Below are 19342 nucleotides of genomic sequence, written 5' to 3' on the forward strand. Positions count from 1 at the left end.
GCGTCGGCCCGGACAGTGGTGTCCCAACTGTCCGGGCCGACGGGTGTGTGCCTTTCCTCTCCTCTCGAGGGTTACGCGATCAGCAGATGCTCCAAACTCGTCGTCCGGTCGGAGTACTCGTCGACGCCGATGACCGCGACGAACTCGCGATCACCGACACGGTGCTGGAGGGAAAGCCACGAATCGGCGAGATGCCAGCCCGCTCCGGCCGTCCCGCGTGGCCGCAGGCCGCCGCAGAAGAACCAGTATCGATCGGGATGCTGATCCGGGCACGGTCGCACTCGCGCGATGACGCCGATATTGCGGTCGTCGCCCGAGTCGTACCGGCTGCCGTCGGCCAGCTCCAGGTACACCGGTGTGTAGTCGTCCTCGGCGCCGCTGTCGCGGATGGTGAACAGCGGGCGCTCGACGGTTCGCGGGTACAACCGGGTGCAATCGTTGCCGCTCAGCCCGAAGCTGATGAACGGGCGGTCGTAGTGAGCGACCATGTAACGGTCGCTGCGGACCTCGGCCCGAATGCTGGTGTGGCGTTGGAGCATGGAGAACATGTACAGCAGCCCGCGAAAATCGTTCTCCGCCACCACGGAGGGAACATCGACGGGACGATCCGGGAAGGCACCCTCTTGCTTCCCGAATATTCGCCGCCGGGAGATCCCCGCCGCCCGCAGTGCGTCCACGGACGACCTGGTCAACTCGAATGACGGGTACACCAGAGTCGTTCCCCGGGTGGTGGTCTCCACCCCGAGAAACGCCTCGAGCCGGACGTCGGTGCCGGACGGACCCGGCCCGAGCGATCCCGTGCCGTCCGGTGTCGAGTTGGCCATCTGGAACAATCCTTCAACAGTCCAGCCGGGGAACATCTTCTCGAGCACCCGGCGGTGATAGTCGCGTGGAAGTCCGATCATGCGGCCGGACAACCACTGGTAGTACTGCGCCTTCGCCGGCCCATGCCCTGGGGGAATGGGCGGGTCCAGCTGCGCCGCGCACCGGTCGTACGCGACAAGGAAATCGGGATGACTTTTGAGATGCCGCTCCGCTAGCAGCATCTTCAGTACGGTCGCCAACGAAAACCCCCTTACCCCTGCAGCCTCCGTCGACGGTGACGAAGACTCTGTTGTATCGGCTCAACCGCAACGAAACTGGGCCGCCGGCAAAAGCCTGCCGACGGCCCAGCCGCATCAGCCGTCAGATGTAGATGAATGGGAGACCATTACTGGTTCCTCCGGAGGTGGTTGCGGTGATTTGCACTGTTCCCGTTCCGGCGGGTGTGACGGCGGTGATCTGTGTTGCGGAGTCGACGGTGAACGAGGTCGCCGGTGTGCCGCCGAAGTCGACGGCGGTGGTGCCTGTCAGGTCGGTCCCGGTGAGGACCACTGTCGTTCCGCCGGCTGCCGGTCCTACATTCGGAAGTACAACCGTCAGTGTGGGTACTGCGATGTACGTGTAGGCGAGGCCGTTGCTGGTTCCGCCGGAGGTGGTGGCGGTGACTTGCACCGTACCGGTCCCGGCGGGCGCTACGGCGGTGATCTGAGTGGGTGAGTTGATCGTGAACGACGTCGCCGGTGTGGCACCGAAGTTCACCGCGGTCGTACCGGTCAGGTCCGTCCCGGTGAGGATGACGATCGTTCCGCCCGCTTCCAGGCCTACGTTCGGAAGCAAGGTGGTCAGGCTGGGCGCCGCGAGATAGGTGTAGGCGACGCCGTTGCTGGTTCCGCCGGAGGTGGTGGCGGTGACCTGCACGGTTCCGGTGCCGGCGGGTGCCACGGCGGTGATCTGCGTGGCGGAGTCGACGGTGAACGAGGCCGCCGGTGTGGCGCCGAAGTTCACCGCTGTCGTTCCGGTCAGGTCCGTTCCGGTGAGCACGACCGTCGTGCCTCCTGCGGCCGGTCCCACGCTCGGAACCGCCACGGCCAGGGTGGGAACCGCGATGTAGGTGTAGCCGACGCCGTTGCTGGTTCCGCCCGCGGTCGTGGCGGTGACCTGCACGGTCCCGGTCCCCGCCGGGGCGACGGCGGTGATCTGGGTGGCGGAGTCGACGGTGAACGAGGTCGCCGGTGTGCCACCGAAGTCGACCGCCGTGACGCCGGTCAGTCCGGTGCCGGTGAGGACAACCGTTGTTCCGCCCGATACCGTGCCCACGTTCGGAACCGCTGTGGCGAGGGTGGGAACCGCGACGTAGGTGTAGAGGAGGCCGTTGCTGGTTCCGCCCGGGCTGGTGGCGGTGATCTGCACGATTCCGGTTCCCGCCGGGGCGACGGCCGTGATCTGGGTGGCGGAGTCGACGGTGAACGAGGTCGCCGGTGTGGCGCCGAAGTTGACCGCTGTCGTACCGCTCAGGTTTGTTCCGGTGAGGACGACTGTCGTGCCACCGGAGACCGAACCGAGATTCGGAACCGCCGTCGTGAGGGTGGGAAGCGCGACGTAGGTGTAGGCCACGCCGTTACTGGTTCCACCCGCGGTGGTCGCCGTCACTTGCACGGTCCCGGTCCCCGCCGGGGCGACGGCCGTGATCTGCGTGTCGGAACCGACGATGAACGAGGTCGCCGGTGTGGCACCGAAGTTCACCGCGGAGGTAGTGGACAGGCCGGTCCCGGTGAGGACGACGATCGTCCCTCCCGCTACCGGGCCCACATTCGGAACGTCCGTGATGAGCGTGGGTACCGGAATGTAGGTGTAGGCGAGGCCGTTACTGGTTCCGCCCGCCGTGGTCGCCGTGACCAGCACTGTTCCCGTTCCGGCGGGGGCGACGGCGGTGATCTGGGTGGCGGAGTCGACGGTGAACGAGGTCGCCGGTGTGGCACCGAAGTTCACCGCTGTGGCGCCGGTCAGTCCCGTGCCGGTGAGGACGACGGTCGTCCCGCCCGATTCCGTCCCCACGTTCGGCACCACCACGGCCAGGGTGGGAACCGCGATGTAGGTGTAGGCGACGCCGTTGCTGGTTCCACCCGGGGTGGTGACGGTGAGCTGCACGGTCCCGGTCCCTGCGGGAACGATGGCCGTGATCTGGGTGGCGGAGTCGACGGTGAACGAGGTCGCCGGTGTGGCGCCGAAGTTCACCGCGGTCGCTCCGGTCAGCCCGGTTCCGGTGACGATCACCGTTGTGCCGCCGGTTGCCGGGCCCACATTCGGCACCACCGCGGTCACGGCGGGCACCGGAATGTAGGTGTAGGCGACGCCGCTGCTGGTTCCGCCCGGGGTGGTGACGGTGACCTGCACGGTCCCGGTCCCCGCTGGGGCGACGGCGGTGATCTGGGTGGCGGAGTTGACGGTGAACGAGGTTGCCGGTGTGGCGCCGAAGTTCACCGCGGTCGCTCCGGTCAGCCCGGTTCCGGTGACGACGACCGTCGTCCCGCCCGCTTCCACGCCGGCGTTCGGCACCACCGCGGTGACGGTGGGCACCGCGACGTAGGTGTAGGCGACGCCGTTGCTGGTTCCGCCCGCGGTGGTGACGGTGACCTGCACGGTCCCGGTCCCCGCCGGGGCGACGGCGGTGATCTGGGTGGCGGAGTCGACGGTGAACGAGGTCGCCGGTGTACCACCGAAGTTCACCGCGGTAGCCCCGGTGAGTCCGGTTCCGGTGATGACGACCGTTGTCCCGCCGGTGACCGGTCCCACGCTCGGCACCACCGTACTGATGGCGGGCACCGCGATGTAGGTGTAGGCGACGCCGTTGCTGGTTCCGCCCGCGGTGGTGACGGTGACCTGCACGGTCCCGGTCCCCGCTGGGGCGACGGCGGTGATCTGGGTGGCGGAGTCGACGGTGAACGAGGCTGCCGGTGTGGCACCGAAGTTCACCGCGGTAGCCCCGGTGAGTCCGGTTCCGGTGATGACGACCGTTGTCCCGCCGGTGACCGGACCGGCGTTCGGCGCCACCGTGGTGATGGCGGGCACCGGGATATAGGTGTACGGGAGGCCGTTGCTGGTTCCGCCCGAGGTGGTGACGGTGACCTGCACGGTCCCGGTCCCGGCGGGCGCGACCGCCGTGATCTGGGTAGCCGAGTCGACCGTGAACGAGCTCGCCGGTGTGGCGCCGAAGTTGACGGCTGTCGCTCCCGTCAGATTCGTTCCGGTGATGACGACTGTCGTCCCGCCGGTGACCGGACCGGCGTTCGGCACCAACGTGGTCAAGGCCGGCACCGCCACATAGGTGAAGGCGACGCCGTTACTGGTTCCGCCCGGAGTGGTGACGGTGACTTGCACGGTCCCCGTCCCGGCAGGAGTGACGGCGGTGATCTGGGTGTCGGAGTTGACGATGAACGAGGTCGCCGGTGTGGCGCCGAAGTTCACCGCGGTGGCCGTCGACAGGCCCGTTCCGGTGATGACGACCGTCGTGCCGCCGGTCGTCGGACCGGTATTGGGCGCGATGGCGGTCAGTGCGGGGACACCGGCATAGGTGTAGGTGACGCCGTTGCTGGTCCCACCCGAGCCGGTGACCGTGACTTGCACGCTGCCCGTTCCGGGAGGCGCGACGGCGGTGATCTGCGTGGGGGAGTTGACCGTGAAAATGGTTGCGGTGTTGCCGAACCGGACGGTGAGCGGGCCGGTGAACCCGGTACCGGTGATCGTGACGGTATTACCACCCGAGGCCGGACCGGCGGTCGGCGAAATGGCCGTGATGGTGGGTACGACTACGTAGATGAACGGCACCGCACCGCTGGTCCCACCCGGGCCGGTGACCGTGACCGGCACGATCCCTGTTCCGGCAGGCGTGACAGCCGTGATCTGGGTGTCGGAGTTGACGGTGAACGAAGTCGCCGGAGTGCTGCCGAAATTGACCGCGGTGGCGCCTGTGAAACCCGACCCGGTGAGGGTGACCGTCGTCCCGCCCCCGGTGGAGCCCTGGTTGGGGTTGATGCTGTTGAACGCGGGCACCGGAACATAGGTGTAGGGCAGGCCGTTGCTGGTTCCCGTCGAGTCGGTGACGGTGACCTGCACCGTACCGACCGAACCGGCCGGGGAGATGGCCGTGATCTGGGTGGGAGAGTCGAGCGTGAAAGTGGTCGCGGTACTGCCGAACCGCACCGTCGTGAAATTGCCGAATCCGGTACCGGTGATCGTGACGCTGGTTCCCCCCGTGGTCGGTCCTGAGGTGGGGGAGAGGGAAGTGATGGTAGGCATGACTGCCTCCTTGTCGCCGTGGTGATGATTTCTCTGCACCGGGGGGCGCCCGCCGCTCTTCAGCAGCCCGGCTATCTCCATTAACTCCCTTGAATCGGTGCCTGGCAACGTGTCTCGCGATCCGTTTTGGTCCGTTTTCGATTTGGTACCGGTGTGGCGGGTTGCGGCACGAACGTCCTGGCAGGCATTGCGGCAGCGGTGTTTTCGGCGGCGGCGCGCCGTCGCCTTCGAGGACCCGCAGAGCGGGAAGTCCGCCGAGAACTGTGGTGCCGGCGAACGATTGGCGACCAACCGGAACGTCCGTCAGCGTCCCGTCATCGAGCGGTCTACTCGCGTCACAGGAACAGTTCGGGTGGGTCGTCGAATTCGATGCCCGCCTGCCGTGCCCGGGACACCATCTTCCGATCCCATTCCCGATGCACCCGCAGCGCCATACGGAACTCGCCCATCTGCTCGGACATCTGTTGTGTCTGTGAAATGGCGAGGTCACTCAGCACTTTCGCGGCGTCGGCCTTCGTCTTCGTCATGCTGGCGTCGACGTCGCCGCGTTTGAACCACGCCGTCACCGCCGCCGAGAGAACCGACGAGCTGGCGATGAGCACGAGCGCCGCGAAGATCGGCGACTGCTGGATCACGTTCATGACGCCTCCCGAGCCTTCACCGCGTGCAGCGTCCGGACGTCCTGCAGCACCTGTCGGCGCTTCCACAGGAACGCGACACCCAACGCGATGGGGAGCGGACCTCCGAGAACAGTGGCCGGACCGAGGGTTCGGTGCTGGATCTGCAACAGCAGCAGCTGCGCACCGAAGGCCACCAGCGACCAGCCGAGCGCCCCCAAACCGACCTGCTCGACCAGATAACCCCAGACGCGTCGGGCGAACACCCCGATCAGCGTCGCGGCACAGCCGATCAGCATGAGGGCGAGCCACAACGTGCGGAATCCCGATGGCATGGCCGCGGTCGCCGAACCCGTCGGCGGGCCGTAGACCCACTGCAACAGCATCGAGACGCCGAAGACGGCGCACAGCACCACTTCGAAGGGGTCGTGGCGTGTCCTCCCCTTCGGGGCTTTCATGCCGGTTCACCACTGTCGGGTGGCGCGGGGCTCACCCGGTGGCGCGCCGACTCGATCGCAGGCAGGCCGAGCGCCGCCGCGAGCACGGCCAGCACGAATCCGGAGAGGTCGGAGGAGAGGACGCCCTTGGTGACGCCGTACCCGATCAGCGCTACGAGCAGCGGGTACAGCAAGGCGCGGACGGGCTCACTGCGCAGGATGGTGATTACTTTGTTCATCGGTTTTCCCTTTCTCAGTTGTGCGGATCGTGCAGGGGTTCGTCGATGCCGTCGGCGGTCACCGTGGCCAAGGTCTGGCGCGGTGTCCAATAGACGAGACCGTTCTCGAAGTTCTGGTAGGTGCCGGTGTCCCACGGGATCTCGTCGGAGATCGGCCAGCCGAGGCGGCCGTTCTCGGAGCCGCTGCGGTTCCAGCGGTCGCGGATGGCACCGCGCATCCAGTAGGCCTTCGTGCCGTCCCGGCGGTACAGTGCGCCGCCTTGGAAGCCCTGTACCTCGCCCCACTCCAGGCCGCCGGGTCCGGTGAGCACGGTGCAGTCGGTGACGGGATATCCGAGCGGGCCCGCTTCCCAGCCCAACTCGCCGAACTTCGACCACAACGTGTGGGGGATCGGGTGTGCGCCGGTCGTGGGATGCCAGTAGATACAGCCGTGCGCGAATCGGGCGTATCGACCCACTTTGTCCGGCGTCACGGATTCGCCGTCGGTGATGCGCTCGCCGAGCCAGGGATTCACGGCGTAGGTATCGTCGATCGCACTCGGCGGCGATGCGGTAGCTGCGCCGGAGGCGTATTCCTGGACGTAGCCCATGAACCGGGTCCACGGGAAGTTGAAGCCGACGTCGGTGTGGGTGCCGATGCCGAGGCATTCGGTTACGTAATTGTGGTCGCTCAGGCCCTCGCGCTGCTGGTAGGGCGGCGCGATGACATCGGCGGCGAAGCCGTACTTCTTCGCGTCCTGTACGGCCAGCCACGCGGCGATCCGGATGTCTCCGTCGACCTGCGCCCAGTCGTCCGGTCCCCATCCGGCGCGGCTTCCGGCGAAGCACAAATTGATCGTGTACGGATTCGCGTCCAGCACCGACCAACTCGCGAGGTCGGTGTCGACGACATCGCACACGATGCCATCGCGCACGGTGTAGTGGTAACTGACTGTGTGACCCGGATCGTTGAGATAGGCGGCCAGGCTCTCGGCCGTGCCGTCCCCCTCCTGGGTGTGCAGCAGGAAGTTGGTGATCCGCGCGCCGTGGCGCGAGGACCCCGAGGCGCCGGTGTGATCGAGTTCTGTGTATTCCGGTGGCATCATTTCGTGCCTCCCGATGAATCGGATCGGGTGCGGCGACCATCGGTCGCCGCGAATGGGTCGAACTGGGAAGGCGGGAAGCCGGACTGCGCTCGGTAGGAAGTCGGCCCCGCGAGTGGGAGCGCGTCGTGACGTCGGATTCGGTGACGAACCGCGGAATCTAATTGAACCCGTATGCGAAGGAAGAGGGTTCGTGGTGTCGCGCCTCCGCGCGTACCGGAGCGGTGTCGTCGGCCGGAGCGGCGGTCACGGTGACGCGGGGACCCCACCAATCGTGTCCCGAGGACGGGGAGAGGTAAGTAGGCATGTCGCTGCCTCTCTGTTTGCTGGTTCCGCGATACCGGGGGTTCCCGAAGTTGGTGGTAGCCCGGTTAACTCCGTTATCCTCCAAGATCAGCGCCTCGGCAACGCGTCAGGCGATCCGTTTTTGTCCGTTTTCCAGATTGTTGCCACGAATTGACCAGCGACGGGCGCTCCGGCGCGATGGCATCGTCCGGCCTTGGTGCAGCACAGTTCTGGGGGGCGTCGCCGACCGGAGCCCCTCGCGGTGACTTCGGCCGTCGACGCTGAGGAACGGAACCCGCTCGTGCACAGTGCCCGTCGCTGCACTGCGAGTCCGTCGGCTGGGCAGCGGCTTACGAGAGCGCATCCGCGCTTCCGGGGACGCGCGAACGACTGGGCCGCCGCCGGGATTCCGGCGACGGCCCGCGAGCTGCCTCGATCAGACGTAGGTGTAGGTGAGGCCGTTACTGGTACCGCCCGAACCTGTGACGGTGACCTGCACGGCTCCGGAACCGCCCGGCGCGACGGCCGTGATCTGCGTCGCGGAGTCGATGGTGAAGGTCGTCGTGGTGCTGCCGAAGCTCACGGTCAGCGGACCGGTGAACCCGGTGCCGGTGATGGTGACGCTGTTCCCTCCTGAGGTGGGGCCCGAGGCCGGGGCAATCGCCGAGAGGGTCGGGACCACGACATAGGTGAACGGGATGCCGTTGCTGGTGCCACCCGGACCGGTGACGGTGACCGACACGATTCCCGTGCCCGCCGGGGCGACGGCCGTGATCTGCGTATCCGAGTCGACGGTGAACGAAGTCGCCGGTGTCGTACCGAAAGTGACCGCGGTGGCTCCGGTCAGTCCCGTCCCGGTGAGGGTCACCGACGTCCCGCCGGAGGTGGGCCCTTGGTCGGGGGCGATGGAACCCAAGGCCGGAACGGCGAGATAGGTGTAGGTGACTTCGTTGCTGGTCCCATCCGAGTTGGTGACCGTCACCTGCACCGCACCGGCCGACCCCGCGGGAGCGATCGCGGTGATCTGCGTCGGGGAGTTGATGGTGAATGTCGTTGCGGTGCCACCGAAGCTCACGGTCGCGGGACCGGTGAACCCGGTCCCGGTGATCGTGACGCTGGTACCTCCCGTAGTGGGGCCCGAGGTCGGGGTAATGGAAGTGATTGTGGGCACGGCGATGCCTCCTGGTTCTGTGGAGAATTCTTCCTCTGCACCGGGAGGCGCCCCGACTCACTCTGTGGCCCGGCACTTTCCATTAGGTTCCCGTCAGCGATACTGCGGCAATGAATCCCGACTCCGGTTTTGTCCGTTTTGGGATCCGTGTGCGTAGGAAATTCTTCGGTGTGATCCTCGTGGCGGTGGTGGTGATGCGGTGGGTACCTCCATGGCCTCCGATCTCACCTACTCGGAAGCGGTACAGGTGAACTGGCGCGCGTCGGCGAATCGCAGGCATTGGCGCAGCGGTGCCGGATCGTGTTGGAGGGTGCCGAGGGAGGGGTGCCGATCGGACAAGTACTCCACGTGCCAAGCGGGAGCGGTCAGCCCTTCATCGTTCGGATCATGTTCACCAGTGCTTGCGCGCCTTCTCGTATCAGTTGGTCATCTCGCGTCGTTTGGTCTTCGGTTGCTCTGAAGTGGAGTTCGCCCTCCCAGCCATCGATCGTGGCGGTGAGGTCGACGTCGAGCAGCGTGCTGGCGTGATCGCCTCCCTTGGGCAGTGGCTCAGTAGCCACCTTGACGGTCACGCCGTCCGCGGTTACGACCTTGGTCGGGTAGTTCTTCGTCGTCGACGGAGATTCGGGCAGGGTGTTACCACTGGCGACGACGCGAAACAGCGATACATATCCGGGGGAAGACGGCCATGCGGACCCGTCAGCCTTCTCATAGAAGCAACCATTGCCGGTGTCAATCTTATCGGTCAGCGCTTTTCCGCCGGCGCCGGCGCTAACCTTCAGATTATCGGCACCAGCTCGGGTGACGAAAAACTGTTTCGTAGAGTCGCACAATTCCTGGATGGAGTGATCGCTCGTCGGTATCTGATATCTATCGGGATGAGTGGGCGAAAAAAGATCGCAGGCTGAAAGCAGCACCGTCACCGCCGAAATTGCCAGAAGATTTCGTGGGTTCATGTCGCCTGCCATTCGGGGCTGGGCGAGTTGATGTTGAAGTCGTCGGAAGCGCTACGCGGCCAACGATTGTTATGAAAGCCTTTCTGATGGTCTGTCGACTCCTTTATCTTGCTGATGCTTTGCCTTTGCAAAAAGAGGGCATCTATGAGATTTCGCATATGTTCGACGGCGCTGCTGATTACTTTCCCAAGGATATCAATCGCATCGGAGACTCCCATCGGAGCGAGGACGAAGGTGCCGATCTTGGCAAGAGCCTTCCCGAGCTCTATGAGCAGGTTCGCGATATCCGTGACGATCTTGGAATAGAAGTCCCAAGCGATGTCCGATATCTTGGCAATTGCTTCGGCCATCTTGTCGCAGGTCGATTTCGCGGAATCCATCGCGGTGTCCTGAAGTGTCCGCGACGCTGTGTACTTGAGGGCCGCCGCTCCCGCCCAGTAACCGGTGATATTCCCGTTGTTCACCTCGTTGTTCTGCGCGGCGCCGATCTTGCCCTTCAGCGTCGTCCATGCCTCACTCGTCTGCAGGAAGGCGATGGGCGCCTTCAAACTATCGACCGCACCCTGCAGTTTGTCCAAGAGTTCTTGGATCTTCTTCTTGATCGCTTCCTTGTGGTCCTGCATGTAGCCGGTGAAGTCATCTTCGGTCATCGCGCCGTAGAGGGCACCGGCCACCGCACCGGCCACTCCGAAGAAGGTCGCTGCCTCGGCCTCGGCAGCGGCGATCGCCGCCTTCCGGAACGCGTCATCCACCTTGGTGGGCTGGTCCCTGATCTCCGCGATCTGGTCCGAGAACCTATCGAGTACGGAGTTGATCTCGTCCAGAGATTTCGTGGCGCCCATGGCTAGTCGGCCTCCAGCTCGATCAGGACGGTCGCGAAGTTCTGATCCTGCTCCTGATAGACCTTGGCGACATGGTCCAGAGCCTTGGCGATGGCATCGGTTTCGTCTCTTCCCTCGACCAATCTGTCGTACATATACCGTGCAGCGGCCATCTGAGCGTCCCAAGTTTCTTGGAAAAGCCCCCAGGCCACGTCCTGGTGACTGAAATGGATGCCCTGCGCCTCGGTCGCGGCGACGGTGAGGGCGTCCGACGCGTGATCCCAGGCTCGGGCAGCCTTGACCAACTGGTTCAGATCCGTAGAGAAATTGACCATTACGAGTTCCTCATCAGGTAGCGCTTGTATTCCGCGGGTTCGTGTTCGAGCTCATCGTCGGTGCGGTCGGCCCAAGACCCGTCTTCGTGGAACCGTGGGCGCTGTTGCCGGATCTGATTCGCGCAGTCGAGGATGTCGTGCGCGATGTAGGACGGGCTGGCCGTGGCCGCCCACCGCGGATCGATCTCGATGCCGCCGATGCGGGAGATGCTCGCGACCATCGTGATCGAGGGGGCTCCGAAATCGGTCACCGGCCCTCGCCCGACGAATTCCTCACTCAGCCGTAATGAGCGTTCGACCATCTCGAATTCGGCGAGCGACCGGGTGTCGAGGAGCGTGATCAGTTCCGTGCGGCGAGACGGGGATACGGTCAATTCGGTCCATCTGCCCGATGCGATGACCGGCGCGTCATGCTGCCACAGCGCCACGTAGTAGCCGGTCATCGCCGCCGCGGAGAGGTCCGGGGGATCCAGGCGGTCGTGGATATTCCGGTTCACCTCGACATCTACCGGAAGGCGACCGTCGTCGAGATTCATGGTGAGCAGTCCCACTCCGATCAAACGAGTGAACTCGCTCATTGGATTCCTTCGTCTTTCGATAACGACCCGCTGTGCGGGAATGCCGTCTTCGGCACTGCGGCTCTCTTCCTCGGTCACTTCTGTCGGATTGCGGTAGTCGCCTACCTACTGAGTTGGACGTCGCGTGACCGGGTTCGGTTCCGCTGGGCTCGTTACCAACTTTCCGGGCGGGCGGCTGCCAAGCGTTGGAGGGCTTGGTCGATCCAGGTTGTGAAGTGGGTTGTCAGGTCGGTGGGGGTGGTGGGGCGGACGGTTATGTGGTCGGCGCGGTGTTCGGTGTAGCGGCCGTCGTCGGAGATGTCGTGCCACTGGAGGACTTTGGTGGGCTTTGTGCGGGTGTGCAGGGGAGCGGTGAGGAGGACGGCGGTGGCGCCGCCGTCGACGGGGCGGCCGAGGAGGCGTTGGTACTGCTCGCGGGGGGTGTTGCGGGCGTTGTCCTGGAGGTAGGTGTCGCGGCGTGGGCTCAGGTCGTGCGGGTGGAACATCGCGGGTTTCTCGGTTCCGGGTGCGCAGGGCGGGATCGCGTTCACGAGGCGTGCCGGGAGTTGGTCGGCGGGGAACATGCGCACGCGGATCGGACCGTGCTCGTGTCGGTTGCCTGCTTGGCTGAGGAGGACAGCGCGGTAAGTGTCGCGGGCGCCGAGGATCCGGTACTCGCGGACGTCGTGGGGGCCGGTGCTGTTCTTGTGCTTGCACGTGCCGCCGAGAATTTCGATGCGAAGGTCGGAGGCGCCCAAGGTGTGGAAGGCCGCGTTGATCTCGTCGAGCTCGTCCGCGGAATAGCGCTGCCACACGGCGGCGCGGTGTTTGTCGAAATCGTCGCGGAAGGCGAAACGACTCGTGTAGCGCAATGGGCCGGGGATGCGATCGTGTGCGTCGCCGTACCAGAGCGCTGCGAAGTCGTCCGGTTCCCAAGTCCATTCAGCCATGTGAGGTCCAATCCGGCCGCGTCGGGGCGGCCACTGTCCACCCGCCCGCACCGGTAGCGATGCGGGCGGGCGCCGAGTCGGGAAGTAGGCCGCCCGATCAGGTGGGCGTGCCGCCGATGACGCCGCCGGGCACCGTCCTCGGCGCCTCACCGAGCAATTCGTCGGTGTTCTCCTGGGTGATCAGGTAGTCCGGCGTCTTGTGCTCGGATTCGTCGTCCTTGCCGCCGCCGCGAGCGCCGGGCGCCATCATGCCCGGCATACCGCTGGTACCTCGCGCGGCGGTGGTCGCCGCGGTGGCAGCCGAAGGACTGATCGCCGGTGTGCCAGGTGTGCCCGCGATGCTGCGCCCAGGTTGCGGCTGGTTCGATGTGCTCGGAGAGCCAGGACTGCCCGGTGTGCCCGGGCTGTGCGGAGTCGGGGTGCCGGCCGGGGTGGTCTTGGTCGGGTCCGTGGTAGAGGCGGGGTTCGTCGACGTGGGGTCCGCACCGGCGGGTGTGGTGGAGGGATCGGTCGTCGTGTCGGAGGATTGCTGGTCCTGGGTCGACTCGTCGGTGGACTGTGGCTCCTCGGTAGCCGTCTCCTCGGGCGTGCCTTCGCTGTTCGTGTCGTCGGAGGTGCCCGTATCCGTGGCGGTCGGACCGGTGCCCGTGTCGTTCGCGCTGGGTCCGCCGCTGTCGCCGCTCTGGTATCCGCCCGGTGGGGGCGCTGGAATGTCCACCGATGCGGTCGGGCCGACCGGCGTGGGCAGCACCGGAATCTTGCCGTCCATCTCGCTGAACGGCTGTACGTAGTATTCCTTCATCGCGACCCGCGCGGCCTGTTCGGCTTCGGACCGGTCGTCCGACAGGATCCAGCGCGATGGGTGGAAGACGCGCTCGTCCCAGGAGTAGTCGACGGTGTCCGGGAGAGCCTTCTTCGTATTGGCAATCGCGGTCGCGGCATCGCGGACGCGGTAGTACAGCTCCTCCAGGGAGGTCGTCAGATTCTGCGCATCGCTGGTGTATTTGGCGATGGAATTCTTGGATTGTTCTGCGGCGGGGCCTGACCAGGCTTGGGCTATGGAGGTTTGGATGGAGCGCGCGAAAGTTTCAACGCCTCGCTCCCACTCGTTGCGAGCTTGCCAGTATGTGTCGGCTTGGGTGAACGCGGCGCTGGGATCGAGCGGCTTGAACGTGTCGTTGATCTGCGAGTGTTCCCAGCTGTCGGTGTGTTCGCCACCGTTCGGGATGCGCTTGTTCTCGTAGCCGCTCATTCGTTCGTTCCGATCGGAAGCCTGGGCGGTGCGAATTGGACCCCGGCGGGAGGACGCTCGGGTAGGGTAGTGTTCAGTCTGTTGAAATCTGCGGCGAAGTTGCTGTCTGCCTGCATAATTCGATCTCGGACGATCCGATGCACTTCTTGGATGTCCTCGATGATGCGATAGTGGTCTTCCATGATCTGATAGACGCTGTTGAGGTCTTTGGCTCCGCGAGCCTTCTCTCTGAATCGATCTACCAAGGTCGATGCCGAGACCATGTCACCGTTGCCTTCGCCTAATCCCCAGCGAGTCTGGCCGGACACGAAGTCCATGGACCTCTGGATCTTTTGAATGGCGTCTTTGAAATATTCGCAATCGCGGTCAATGTAGATGAAGTCCTCTGCGGACATCTTGATTCCTAGCTGCCCCTCCTGTGCCGCGTTCAGGATGTTCCTCATCGGCCGAGGCGGCTGCTCGCTGTCGTCACCCATGTGCTACTCCCTCCCAGTGGGTTCGATCGCTTCAGCGGGTTTCAAGCATTTGCAGGCATTGTTGGCACTACCTTCTCCGCTAAGGTCCGTGCCAGGGCGCATGTATCCAGGCTCCCGGTCTTCTTACGCGACGGCGGATTGCTGAGGAATATTTCTAGGCTTCCGCCCTTCATCTCCACATTGACTGTGCACACCCCTTCGGGGTGCTCTTCGACCTGTCGTGTAGAGATCGCGCGGCGACCGTTGACCATGTACTCACGGGTATCGGCGAACTTCTTGTCCCGCACCATGTCCACGGTGATGTTTGTCGTGGTGATCACTGGCGCGTAGCCGTCCGTCTGGATCCAGGCGCAACCACGCCACTTGACACCACCCGATGCGTTGGAATCCTGTTTGTCTTTGCTGCGCAGGTTCTCTGAATCCAGCACACTCGGGGGGATGTCGGTGCACGGGTCATAGCCGGTGGGCACGTCAGGGGCGATGCTCGGACTGGTGGAGGCAGCTCCGGTCGGCGCGGGATCCTCGGCCGAGGATTCGCAGCCTGTCAGAACGAGTGCGGCACCGATGGCGAGGACAGCTAGCCGCCGCGAATTCCGCCCTGATGTCATTGGCTCCCCTTGCGCACCGGTTCGTTGTCCGTGGCTAGTCGAGGCCGGACCGACTTCTCCGCCCCCCGCAGCGAATGTCGACGCTACCGGTGGGTTTCCTCCTGTGCAAGCGGCCCGACGAGCAGGCGGAGTCGCCCAGAGTTGTGCGTCAGGTGAGTGCCCCGGACCGCCACCGAAAGGGGTCCGGGACACCGGCGGACCTTGTCAGGCCTGCGCCGTGGGGAGATCACCTCTGGCTATCCAGTTTGTGAACGAATCCCACTCGGTCGGTGTGAACACAAGCGCTGGTCCGGCGGGGTTCTTCGAGTCGCGTACACCCACTGGGCCTTCGCCCAGGAAGGCGACCTCAACGCAGTCTTTCTCAGCGCTGCTGTAGCTGCTCTTGAACCAGGTGACGTCGGATAGGGTGGTGTTCACTCGGCGTACTCCTTCGCGATCCTGTAGATGAGAGCTCGGCTTCGCTCCTGGTTTAGTGCCGATCGCTGGATATCGGCGTACGTCTGGCGATATCGCCGGATCTCCTCAGGCTTCTCAAGATACAGGTCACCGGTGAGTTCCTGAATGTAAACGACCGGCGGCTCCGTGAGGTGGGCGGTGGGGTGCTTCGGGAAGTCGAGCATCACAAACGAGCCAGCGCCCAGCCCCGAGTAAGCGTCCGCTGCGAGCGGGACCACTCGGATCGAAACGTGCGATCGTTCACCGACTCTCATCAGGTGCCTGAGTTGTTGTTCCATGACTGACGGTCCGCCGATCGCCCGGCGCAGTGCGGACTCATCGATGACAGCCTCCACGAGTACGGGGTCGGAGTCGTCCAGGCGGGCCTTACGCTGCCTGAACATCTCGATCCTCCGTTCGACTTCCTGTCCGGGTATTGCGGGAAGGTCGACCCAGATCAGCGCGCGTCGGTACTCGTCGGTTTGCAGGAGTCCGGGCAGGAGCGTTGTTTGGTAGGAGACGAGACGCTTCGCCACCGCCTCCAGTTCCACGAAGAGGCTGAACTCCTCGGCGATGGTGTCCCCGTAGGCATGCCACCATCCGCTCCGCTTGGTCTCCTCGACCAGATTGAGCAGGACGGCGGTCCGTTCCTCCGACGCCCCGTACACCTTGCACAACCGCTCGATGAACAGCGGATTCAGCCGGACCGGCTGTCCGGTCTCGATCCGCCACAGGGTCTGTTTGCCCACATTGATCGCGTCGCGGGCGTACTCCGCGCTGACGCCTGACTTGATCCGCAGCTCGCGCAGCTGCCGCCCCAGCATGCGGCGGGGGAGGGTGGAACCGGTTGGACTCACGACGAATTCCCTTTCGTAGCCAAACTAGTGGTCGGGTAGCTAACTGGAACCTTTTGGCGGGGGGCCTTGGAACCTGGGCGGTTTCCGCCCGATTCCACCACTGAGATCGTTCCCGCCCAGCAATACCCGGTGCTCTACTGAACGCGACCGGTCCTAATCGAAGAAGTGCTGAAACCTTAACCGCGCCAACGGTTCCAGGTCCAGCGACCGGCATTCTCCGCTTACCGAACTATGTGAATCGAGGCTGGCGAATGAACAATGCGGCATTCGCGGACACCCCCGCGTCCCGCTGCGCGTTTTACCGCCGTACCTGTGGACTGCCCGCCGGGATACATCCGGAACTCGGCCGGATCGTCGTGAAGGCGGGCGTGGTCGGCGGCATCACGATGCCCGACAGGCTGGGGCAATGCGTGCGCGACGACCTGCTGTTCCGTGGACTGCCGATCGGTCCGGTGGTCGCGCATATTCGTTCCCGACGATGGACATTCTTGTGCCGGCCCGATCTACCCGACGATGTGCGGCTGTTCGCGGCGTTGTTCCGGATCGACGTTTCGATCGTGCCGTTCGGCGGCGAGATCGCGCTGCCTTCACCTGCCGACGCGCCCGCCGGCTTCCGCCGGTGGGTGGTGGCGCCGCGGGACACGTTCCGCCCGTCGGGCATGGTGATCGTGAATTGCGTGCTGGCCCGCGCGGATGCGAAAGGCGCGCCGTGAACGGGAGTCTGCCGACGCGAAGCGAGCTGCTGCAAGCCTGCCGGGAGGACGCTTCGCCGTCGGATCATCCGGTGCTGTTGCGGGCGCGCGCCCTGGCCGAACTGCATGTTCGTCGGCTTCGCGTGGGGCAGGCAGGTGTGTGCGACACAGACGGGCGCCGTGCCCGGCTGATTCGCGACGTCGACCGCTGGGTGGGCCCTCGGCTGCCCGCGGCGCGCGGCGGAGCCTATCTGCACACCGAATCGCTCGGATCGGTAGTCGATCGTCTGGCTCGGCTCAGTGCGTGCGCGTACGCGGCTATGGCCGACGACCAGGAATGGGACCTGTGGTTCGCGTGGGAGCGGCTGGCCGAGGTGGCCGTGGCCTACGAGGATCTGGTCACCGAACTGAGGAGTGGCCGTCGGCGGTTGCCGAGCGCTTTCTAGCGAGGCCGGTTCAGTCCCGCCGCAAGGTGGCCGCGAGGTGATGCTGTAAGGGTTCGCCGACCGCCGCCATCCGGAGCGTGTAGTCGATGGTGTCGCCGGACAGGCGCAGCGAACGGCCGAGGGCGGTCACGAGTTTCGCTGTGGTGCTGCGCCCGATGCCGGTGGAGTCCAATTCCATGCGCAGCGTGCCGTCCTCGACGGCGAGCGAGCCCTCGCAGATTTCGGTGATTCCGGTGGGATGGGCGAGGATCAATTCGACGCGGTCGGGACGTGGGCAACGCAGATAGCCGGTTTCGGCATGCAGCGGCCGGCCGTCGTCGGTGGCGCGAGTCTTCTGCCGGTAGGTGAGGAACGGGCGGCCGAGATGGCCGAACCGGATTTCCTCGACATAGCCGAACGGCTGAATGGTCGGGTATTCACCCTGCCCGTTGCCACGCCAAGTGCCGAGCAGTGGAGCGAGCGGGGCGATATCGGGATGCAGGGCAATAGCAGGCTGGGGTTCGACCACGGCGCACAGCCTAAACCCGGCCTTCGCCCGCCGTTCGCGTACTCCGGAAATTGGCTCACGCTAAGGTTAGCTTCGCCTTATCACCAATGTGGTGTGGTCGGAAAGGAAACGAGAAGTTGAACGGACGCTGGAATGAGTCGAGCCGTGGCGGTACGTCGCGGACCCGAGGTGGTCTGCTGCGCGCGTCTGCGCTCGGGGTCGCGCTGCTGCTGGCGGCGGGCTGCTCGGACTCGAAGTCGGACGAGGTGCCCGCGCTCGACGGCAACAAATACGTCCAGACCAACCTTGCGGCCAACAACGCGGAATACAAGGCGCAGTTCATTTTTCCCGACCTGGTGAATGCCTGGGGGCTCGCCGACCGCCCCAAGGGCGCGGGCGGGCACTTCTGGGTCGGGGCGGGCGGCAAGTCGTTCCAGTTCGTCGGCGACGTGACGAAGTCCGCGGACGAGAAGGTGCAGAAGCTCTTCCAGGACCAGCTGAAAATCGTCACGATTCCCGGCGCCGACGCCGACACCTCGGACAAGAGCGTGGGCAAGACCACCGGCGTGGTGTTCAACCCGGCGCCGATCACCTCCGATCTGTTCGTCGTCCACGACCAGCCGGTGGAAGCGGAAGGCGGACCCCTGAACGGCTCGGCGCGGTTCATCTTCGCCACCGACTCCGGCAAGATCTCCGCCTGGACCGAGCAGGGCTTGGAGGGCCGGATCGTGCGCCACGACGGCCCCGCCAACCTGGTCTTCGACGGCGAGCCGCAGGGGATGCAGTTCTTCGGGATCGCGCTGGCGCCGTCCGGTGACAAGCTGCTGGCCGCCGACTTCGGCGCAGACCCGCAGGTTCGGACGTTCGACCGGAACTGGCAGCCGATCCCGACCACCGGCTTCGCCAACCCGTTCGCCACCGGCGACGCGATCGACCCGGCCGCGCCGGACAAGGGCAAGAAGACAGTGCCCGGCGATCCCGCGCCGTTCAACGTCTCGACCATCGGCGACCGGGTGTTCGTCGCCTATGCCACCACGCGGCCGGACGAGAAGGACAAGACCGCGTTCGACGCCGGTGAAGAGGATTCGCTGGACAAGGACAAAGAGCAGGAGGCGGGCGGCAAGCCGGACAAGGGCAAAATCGCCGAGTTCGACGCCAACGGCAAGCTGGTGCGCATCATCGATGACGGCAAGCGCCTGAACGCGCCATGGGCGGTGACGATCGCGCCGGACGGTTTCGGTCCGCTCAGCGGCAAACTGCTGGTCGGCAACTTCGGCGGCGCCGGGCACGTGCTGGCCTACGACGACACCACCGGCAAGTTCGCCGACTACCTGCGCGATGCCAACGGCAAGCCGGTCGCCATCGAGGGACTGTGGGCGCTGATGTTCGGCAACGGCGAGAGCCTCGGCGACGCCGACTCGCTGTACTTCACCGCGGGACCCGACGACGAGAAGGACGGTCTGTTCGGCAAGCTCCGCTTGAAGTAGAACCCTTCGCGAGCGGCCCGCACCGGACCGGTGC

The 19342-nt window shown here is 65.2% G+C and carries 21 protein-coding genes; 3 read left to right on the forward strand and 18 right to left on the reverse strand.

Features of this window, described 5'->3' with window-relative positions; all coding sequences use genetic code 11:
- Window positions 1-71 precede the first annotated feature (71 nt).
- The 17 genes from LTT66_RS23465 to LTT66_RS23545 form a co-directional block, all read right to left on the reverse strand.
- Window positions 72-1064: a hypothetical protein gene (locus tag LTT66_RS23465; RefSeq protein ID WP_233060689.1), complete on the reverse strand. Its 993-nt coding sequence runs from the start codon at window positions 1062-1064 to the stop codon at window positions 72-74.
- 121 nt (window positions 1065-1185) lie between these two features.
- Complete coding sequence (locus tag LTT66_RS23470; RefSeq protein WP_233060690.1) at window positions 1186-5118, reverse strand: beta strand repeat-containing protein; 3933 nt, start codon at window positions 5116-5118, stop codon at window positions 1186-1188.
- Window positions 5119-5453: 335 nt separating this feature from the next.
- On the reverse strand, window positions 5454-5759 hold the full coding sequence (locus tag LTT66_RS23475; protein WP_195033858.1) for a hypothetical protein: 306 nt from the start codon (window positions 5757-5759) through the stop codon (window positions 5454-5456).
- Window positions 5756-6193 (reverse strand): hypothetical protein, encoded by a 438-nt coding sequence (locus tag LTT66_RS23480; RefSeq protein WP_233060691.1) that lies wholly within the window; start codon window positions 6191-6193, stop codon window positions 5756-5758. The genes LTT66_RS23475 and LTT66_RS23480 overlap by 4 nt, the downstream gene beginning before the upstream one ends.
- Entirely contained in the window at window positions 6190-6411 is a 222-nt protein-coding gene (locus LTT66_RS23485) for a hypothetical protein (protein ID WP_233060692.1), read from the reverse strand. Before LTT66_RS23485 ends, LTT66_RS23480 begins: the two co-directional genes overlap by 4 nt.
- A gap of 14 nt (window positions 6412-6425) precedes the next feature.
- The gene (locus LTT66_RS23490) at window positions 6426-7496 is read right to left on the reverse strand and encodes an N-acetylmuramoyl-L-alanine amidase (protein WP_233060693.1); all 1071 of its coding nucleotides are present in this window, start codon (window positions 7494-7496) and stop codon (window positions 6426-6428) included.
- Window positions 7497-8214: 718 nt separating this feature from the next.
- Window positions 8215-8949 carry an IPT/TIG domain-containing protein gene (locus LTT66_RS23495; RefSeq protein WP_233060694.1) on the reverse strand — a complete coding sequence of 245 codons (735 nt, stop codon included), beginning with the start codon at window positions 8947-8949 and terminating at the stop codon, window positions 8215-8217.
- Between the two features lie 365 nt (window positions 8950-9314).
- Window positions 9315-9917, reverse strand: coding sequence for a hypothetical protein (locus LTT66_RS23500; protein ID WP_233060695.1), 603 nt, complete (start codon window positions 9915-9917; stop codon window positions 9315-9317).
- Entirely contained in the window at window positions 9902-10747 is an 846-nt protein-coding gene (locus tag LTT66_RS23505) for a hypothetical protein (protein WP_233060696.1), read from the reverse strand. The genes LTT66_RS23500 and LTT66_RS23505 overlap by 16 nt, the downstream gene beginning before the upstream one ends.
- Before the next feature lie 2 nt (window positions 10748-10749).
- A complete protein-coding gene (locus LTT66_RS23510) occupies window positions 10750-11061 on the reverse strand; it encodes a hypothetical protein (protein WP_233060697.1) in 312 nt (103 codons plus the stop codon).
- Window positions 11061-11639, reverse strand: a complete 579-nt coding sequence (locus LTT66_RS23515; RefSeq protein WP_233060698.1) for a hypothetical protein — start codon at window positions 11637-11639, stop codon at window positions 11061-11063. Before LTT66_RS23515 ends, LTT66_RS23510 begins: the two co-directional genes overlap by 1 nt.
- A gap of 152 nt (window positions 11640-11791) precedes the next feature.
- Entirely contained in the window at window positions 11792-12568 is a 777-nt protein-coding gene (locus LTT66_RS23520; protein ID WP_233060699.1) for an ESX secretion-associated protein EspG, read from the reverse strand.
- Window positions 12569-12665: 97 nt separating this feature from the next.
- The gene (locus tag LTT66_RS23525; RefSeq protein WP_233060700.1) at window positions 12666-13820 is read right to left on the reverse strand and encodes a hypothetical protein; all 1155 of its coding nucleotides are present in this window, start codon (window positions 13818-13820) and stop codon (window positions 12666-12668) included.
- On the reverse strand, window positions 13817-14296 hold the full coding sequence (locus LTT66_RS23530; RefSeq protein WP_233060701.1) for a hypothetical protein: 480 nt from the start codon (window positions 14294-14296) through the stop codon (window positions 13817-13819). Before LTT66_RS23530 ends, LTT66_RS23525 begins: the two co-directional genes overlap by 4 nt.
- Before the next feature lie 41 nt (window positions 14297-14337).
- Window positions 14338-14904, reverse strand: a complete 567-nt coding sequence (locus LTT66_RS23535) for a DUF3558 domain-containing protein (protein ID WP_233060702.1) — start codon at window positions 14902-14904, stop codon at window positions 14338-14340.
- A 204-nt stretch (window positions 14905-15108) separates the two neighbouring features.
- Window positions 15109-15321, reverse strand: coding sequence for a DUF397 domain-containing protein (locus LTT66_RS23540; RefSeq protein WP_233060703.1), 213 nt, complete (start codon window positions 15319-15321; stop codon window positions 15109-15111).
- Window positions 15318-16196, reverse strand: coding sequence for a helix-turn-helix domain-containing protein (locus tag LTT66_RS23545; RefSeq protein WP_233060704.1), 879 nt, complete (start codon window positions 16194-16196; stop codon window positions 15318-15320). The genes LTT66_RS23540 and LTT66_RS23545 overlap by 4 nt, the downstream gene beginning before the upstream one ends.
- A 356-nt stretch (window positions 16197-16552) precedes the next feature.
- Between LTT66_RS23545 and LTT66_RS23550 the strand changes: the two genes are divergently transcribed.
- Together LTT66_RS23550 and LTT66_RS23555 are read left to right on the forward strand one after the other, a co-directional pair.
- Complete coding sequence (locus LTT66_RS23550) at window positions 16553-16909, forward strand: DNA-directed RNA polymerase subunit beta (RefSeq protein ID WP_233060705.1); 357 nt, start codon at window positions 16553-16555, stop codon at window positions 16907-16909.
- Window positions 16906-17334, forward strand: a complete 429-nt coding sequence (locus LTT66_RS23555; RefSeq protein ID WP_233060706.1) for a DUF4254 domain-containing protein — start codon at window positions 16906-16908, stop codon at window positions 17332-17334. The genes LTT66_RS23550 and LTT66_RS23555 overlap by 4 nt, the downstream gene beginning before the upstream one ends.
- A gap of 10 nt (window positions 17335-17344) precedes the next feature.
- Here LTT66_RS23555 and LTT66_RS23560 read toward each other — a convergent pair whose 3' ends face one another.
- Window positions 17345-17842: a peroxynitrite isomerase gene (locus LTT66_RS23560; protein ID WP_086006673.1), complete on the reverse strand. Its 498-nt coding sequence runs from the start codon at window positions 17840-17842 to the stop codon at window positions 17345-17347.
- Between the two features lie 116 nt (window positions 17843-17958).
- Here LTT66_RS23560 and LTT66_RS23565 point away from each other — a divergent pair, with 116 nt between their 5' ends.
- Window positions 17959-19308 carry a TIGR03118 family protein gene (locus tag LTT66_RS23565; protein WP_233060707.1) on the forward strand — a complete coding sequence of 450 codons (1350 nt, stop codon included), beginning with the start codon at window positions 17959-17961 and terminating at the stop codon, window positions 19306-19308.
- The last annotated feature ends 34 nt before the right edge of the window (window positions 19309-19342 follow it).

It is taken from the genome of Nocardia gipuzkoensis (assembly GCF_021183645.1).
GTDB lineage: Bacteria > Actinomycetota > Actinomycetes > Mycobacteriales > Mycobacteriaceae > Nocardia > Nocardia abscessus.

Excerpts from the sequence above, each read along its gene's own strand:
- LTT66_RS23470 (WP_233060690.1), bottom strand. The coding sequence starts at position 5,118 with ATGCCTACCATCACTTCCCTCTCCCCCACCTCAGGACCGACCACGGGG.
- LTT66_RS23475 (WP_195033858.1), bottom strand. The coding sequence starts at position 5,759 with ATGAACGTGATCCAGCAGTCGCCGATCTTCGCGGCGCTCGTGCTCATC.
- LTT66_RS23480 (WP_233060691.1), bottom strand. The coding sequence starts at position 6,193 with ATGAAAGCCCCGAAGGGGAGGACACGCCACGACCCCTTCGAAGTGGTG.
- LTT66_RS23485 (WP_233060692.1), bottom strand. The coding sequence starts at position 6,411 with ATGAACAAAGTAATCACCATCCTGCGCAGTGAGCCCGTCCGCGCCTTG.
- LTT66_RS23490 (WP_233060693.1), bottom strand. The coding sequence starts at position 7,496 with ATGATGCCACCGGAATACACAGAACTCGATCACACCGGCGCCTCGGGG.
- LTT66_RS23500 (WP_233060695.1), bottom strand. The coding sequence starts at position 9,917 with ATGGCAGGCGACATGAACCCACGAAATCTTCTGGCAATTTCGGCGGTG.
- LTT66_RS23505 (WP_233060696.1), bottom strand. The coding sequence starts at position 10,747 with ATGGGCGCCACGAAATCTCTGGACGAGATCAACTCCGTACTCGATAGG.
- LTT66_RS23510 (WP_233060697.1), bottom strand. The coding sequence starts at position 11,061 with ATGGTCAATTTCTCTACGGATCTGAACCAGTTGGTCAAGGCTGCCCGA.
- LTT66_RS23515 (WP_233060698.1), bottom strand. The coding sequence starts at position 11,639 with ATGAGCGAGTTCACTCGTTTGATCGGAGTGGGACTGCTCACCATGAAT.
- LTT66_RS23520 (WP_233060699.1), bottom strand. The coding sequence starts at position 12,568 with ATGGCTGAATGGACTTGGGAACCGGACGACTTCGCAGCGCTCTGGTAC.
- LTT66_RS23525 (WP_233060700.1), bottom strand. The coding sequence starts at position 13,820 with ATGAGCGGCTACGAGAACAAGCGCATCCCGAACGGTGGCGAACACACC.
- LTT66_RS23530 (WP_233060701.1), bottom strand. The coding sequence starts at position 14,296 with ATGGGTGACGACAGCGAGCAGCCGCCTCGGCCGATGAGGAACATCCTG.
- LTT66_RS23535 (WP_233060702.1), bottom strand. The coding sequence starts at position 14,904 with ATGACATCAGGGCGGAATTCGCGGCGGCTAGCTGTCCTCGCCATCGGT.